This is a genomic window from Tabrizicola sp., from assembly GCF_034366665.1.
Taxonomy (GTDB): Bacteria; Pseudomonadota; Alphaproteobacteria; order Rhodobacterales; family Rhodobacteraceae; genus Tabrizicola.
Genome location: NZ_JAXMMF010000025.1, coordinates 1 through 3500, shown reverse-complemented (window position 1 = coordinate 3500; position 3500 = coordinate 1). Strand labels below are relative to the sequence as shown.

Annotated in this window: 4 protein-coding genes; all 4 read right to left on the bottom strand. The window is 64.2% G+C overall.

What is annotated here, in order from left to right:
* Positions 1-291, bottom strand: a 291-nt coding sequence (gene nuoI, locus U1E69_RS02960) for an NADH-quinone oxidoreductase subunit NuoI (RefSeq protein WP_322242735.1), incomplete at its 3' end; no start/stop codon positions are given.
* A gap of 1 nt (position 292) precedes the next feature.
* Positions 293-1330 carry an NADH-quinone oxidoreductase subunit NuoH gene (gene nuoH / locus U1E69_RS02955; protein WP_322242733.1) on the bottom strand — a complete coding sequence of 346 codons (1038 nt, stop codon included), beginning with the start codon at positions 1328-1330 and terminating at the stop codon, positions 293-295.
* Between the two features lie 15 nt (positions 1331-1345).
* Positions 1346-1753: a hypothetical protein gene (locus U1E69_RS02950; protein WP_322242731.1), complete on the bottom strand. Its 408-nt coding sequence runs from the start codon at positions 1751-1753 to the stop codon at positions 1346-1348.
* A gap of 1 nt (position 1754) precedes the next feature.
* Positions 1755-3500 (bottom strand): NADH-quinone oxidoreductase subunit NuoG (gene nuoG, locus U1E69_RS02945; RefSeq protein WP_322242730.1); only part of this gene is annotated, 1746 nt, incomplete at its 5' end.

Here is a 3500-nt window from a genome sequence, read left to right as displayed (position 1 = left end):
GTACCGAGTGGTCCGGCGGGAGCCATCCTCACGCGGTTCGGCGTCGATGGTGATCGCCTGCGCCGGGCAGACCGCTTCGCACAGCTTGCAGGCGATGCAGCGTTCCTCGCCGTTCGGATAGCGGCGCAAAGCATGTTCACCGCGGAAGCGGGGCGAGAGCGGCCCCTTCTCATGCGGGTAGTTCACCGTCGATTTCGGCGCGAAGAAGTACTTCATCCCCAGGCCGAAGCCCTTGATGAAGTCCATCAGCAGGAAATACTTCGTGGCGCGGGTCCAGTCGATGTTGGACATGTCAGCCTCCAATCGTCCAGCGGGCCCAGAAGCCGCCCAGCACTTCGAATTTCGCCAGGAACGCCACGATCACGACCCAGGCCAGCGACATCGGCAGGAAGACCTTCCAGCCGATCCGCATCAGCTGGTCATAGCGGTAGCGGGGGACGATCGCCTTCACCATGGCGAACATGAAGAAGAAGAGCCACATCTTCGCAACCATCCACCACCAGCCGTCGGGCAGGCCGGGGATCGGCGAGAGCCAGCCGCCGAAGAACAGAAGGCTGATCAGCGCGCACATCAGGAAGATGGCGATATATTCGCCGGCCATGAACAGAAGGTAGGGCGTGGACGAGTATTCCACCATGAACCCGGCGACGAGTTCGGATTCAGCCTCGGGCAGGTCGAAGGGTGGGCGGTTGGTCTCGGCCAGCGCCGAGATGAAGAACAGGAACACCATCGGGAAATGCGGCAGCCAGTACCAGTTGAACAGGCCCCAGTCCCCGTCCTGCGCGGCCACGATGGCCCCGAAGTTCATCGCACCCGTGGAGATGATCACCCCGATGATGATCAGGCCCAGCGACACTTCGTAGGAAATCATCTGTGCCGCCGACCGCAGCGAGCCAAGAAACGCGTATTTCGAGTTCGAGGCCCAGCCGCCCATGATCACGCCGTAAACCTCCAGACTGGAGACGGCAAAGACGAACAGGATCGCGACGTTGATGTTGGCCAGGACCCAGCCGTCATCGAAGGGGATCACCGCCCAGGCGAGGATCGCCAGCACGAACGACAGCATCGGCGCCAGGAAGAACACCGGGCGATCTACCCCGGCGGGGATCACGATCTCCTTGACCACGTATTTCAGCGCGTCGGTCACCGATTGCAGCAGGCCGAACGGCCCCACCACGTTCGGGCCGCGCCGCATCTGCACCGCCGCCCAGATCTTCCGGTCGCCGTAGACAAGGAACAGAAGGCTGATCATCACGAAGGCCACGATCAGCAGCGACTGCGCCGCGATCAGCACCGCCGTCCCGAACCCCGTGGCAAGAAACCCGTCCATGTCAGTCCCTCATCCTCAAACAGTCGGTATTCCAAGTGCTTCGCACTCGGCCACCGCTTTGGCGGTGTCGATGGTGCGAAGACCCTCGGGCGTCGTGGCCGAAAGCAGATAGACCGCATCCCCGACCCATGTCCGCCCATCCTTCCTTACGATGGTCCGCACCTGGCGTGCGAAGCCAAACCCTTGATCCAGCGCATATTGCGCGGCAGCACAGCGGCCATAGGTCTCGACCTCCGCCCCGTCCTTCGCCCCGGTCATCGCGACCGTGAGACTGACCAGGTCCGTGTCGAGCAGGATCGTGCTGACCCCCTGATAGACCGCCTGTTGCCCGCGTTCCTCTGGCACCTCTCCGGCAGGCGCGCAAGCCCCAAGCGCCGCTGTCGCGGTCCCAAGGGTCGCCAGAAGGGAGAGGCGCTGCGCCATCTTACTCTGCCGCAATCGGGGCCGCAGCGCGGTCCTTGGCCATGGCGCTGAGTTCGGCCATGACTGCCGAGGCGCGGGCGATCGGGTTCGTCAGGTAGAAATCCTTGATCGCATTGCGGAACGTGGCCTTGGCCGGAGCCTTCACCTCAAGCGGTTGCCACGCATTCTCCGGCACCTCGTCGATGCGGCCGAGATGCGGGTGCGCCTTGACCAGCGCCGACCGCAGACCCGCCAGCGAATCCCACGGCAGCTGTTGGCCGACCTCGGCCGACAAGGCGCGCAGGATCGCCCAGTTCTCTTTTGCCTCTCCCGGCGCAAAGCCTGCGCGGAAGGCCAGTTGCGGGCGGCCTTCGGTGTTGACGAAAAGGCCGTTTTCTTCCGTGTAGGCCGCGCCCGGCAGGATGATGTCGGCTCGGTTGGCCCCCCGGTCGCCGTGGCTGCCCTGGTAGATCACGAAGGGACCGGCTGCGATCTCGACCTCATCCGCGCCAAGGTTGTAAATCACCTCTGCGCCTTCGGTCGCCGCCGGCAACCCGCCGTCGGTCACCGCACCCACGTCCATCGCGCCAACCCGGCCCGCCGCCGTGTGCAGCACCATGAACTTCGCGCCCGCACCGGTGGCATAGGCCATCGCCTGGGACAGGACCGCCTCGCCATCGGCCTCGTTGATCGCGCCCTGGCCGATGATGACCAGCGTGTTGTCCTTCGCGGTCACCCGTCCGACCAGTTCCACCAGCGAAGCCCGGTCCGAGCCCATGTGCTTGTAATCATAGGTCAGGTCGACCTGTTCGCCGAACAGACCCACCATCGCGCCATTGGCCCAGGCCTTGCGGATGCGGGCGTTCAGGACCGGAGATTCCACGCGCGGGTTGGTCCCGATCAGCAGGATCACCTTGGCGCTGTCGATATCCTCGATCTTCGCCGTGCCCACATAGGCCGAGCGGTTGCCCACGGGCAGTTTCGCCCCATCCGTGCGACATTCGACATGACCGCCCAGCGATTCGACCAGCAGTTTCAAGGAATAAGCCGCCTCGACCGGGGCCAGATCGCCCACCAGACCGGCAACCTTCTTCCCCTTCATCGCCGCAGCCGCCTTCTCCAGCGCCTCGCCCCAGGTCGCCTTCCGCAGACGGCCATTCTCACGGACATAGGGCGTATCCAGCCGCTGCCGACGCAGACCGTCCCAGACGAAGCGGGTCTTGTCCGAAATCCATTCCTCGTTCACGCCGTCATGGTTGCGCGGCAGGAAACGCATGACTTCGCGGCCCTTGGTGTCGACGCGGATGTTCGACCCCAGCGCGTCCATCACGTCGATGCTTTCGGTCTTGGTCAGCTCCCAAGGCCGCGCCGTGAACGCATAGGGCTTCGAGGTCAGCGCACCCACGGGGCAGAGGTCGATGATGTTGCCCTGCAGGTTCGAGGCCAGCGTCTCGTTCAGATAGCTGGTGATCTCGCTGTCTTCCCCACGGCCCGTCTGGCCCATCTGGGTGATCCCGGCGACTTCCGAGGTGAACCGAACGCAGCGCGTGCAGGAAATGCAGCGCGTCATATGGGTTTCGACCAAGGGGCCAAGGTTCAGGTCTTCGGTCGCGCGCTTCGGTTCGCGGTAGCGGCTGAAATCGACGCCGTAGGCCATCGCCTGATCCTGCAGGTCACACTCGCCGCCCTGGTCGCAGATCGGGCAATCGAGCGGGTGGTTGATCAGCAGGAACTCCATGACCGACTTCTGGGCCTTGAGGGCCTTGTC

Excerpts from the sequence above, each read along its gene's own strand:
- nuoH (WP_322242733.1), bottom strand. The coding sequence starts at position 1,330 with ATGGACGGGTTTCTTGCCACGGGGTTCGGGACGGCGGTGCTGATCGCG.
- U1E69_RS02950 (WP_322242731.1), bottom strand. The coding sequence starts at position 1,753 with ATGGCGCAGCGCCTCTCCCTTCTGGCGACCCTTGGGACCGCGACAGCG.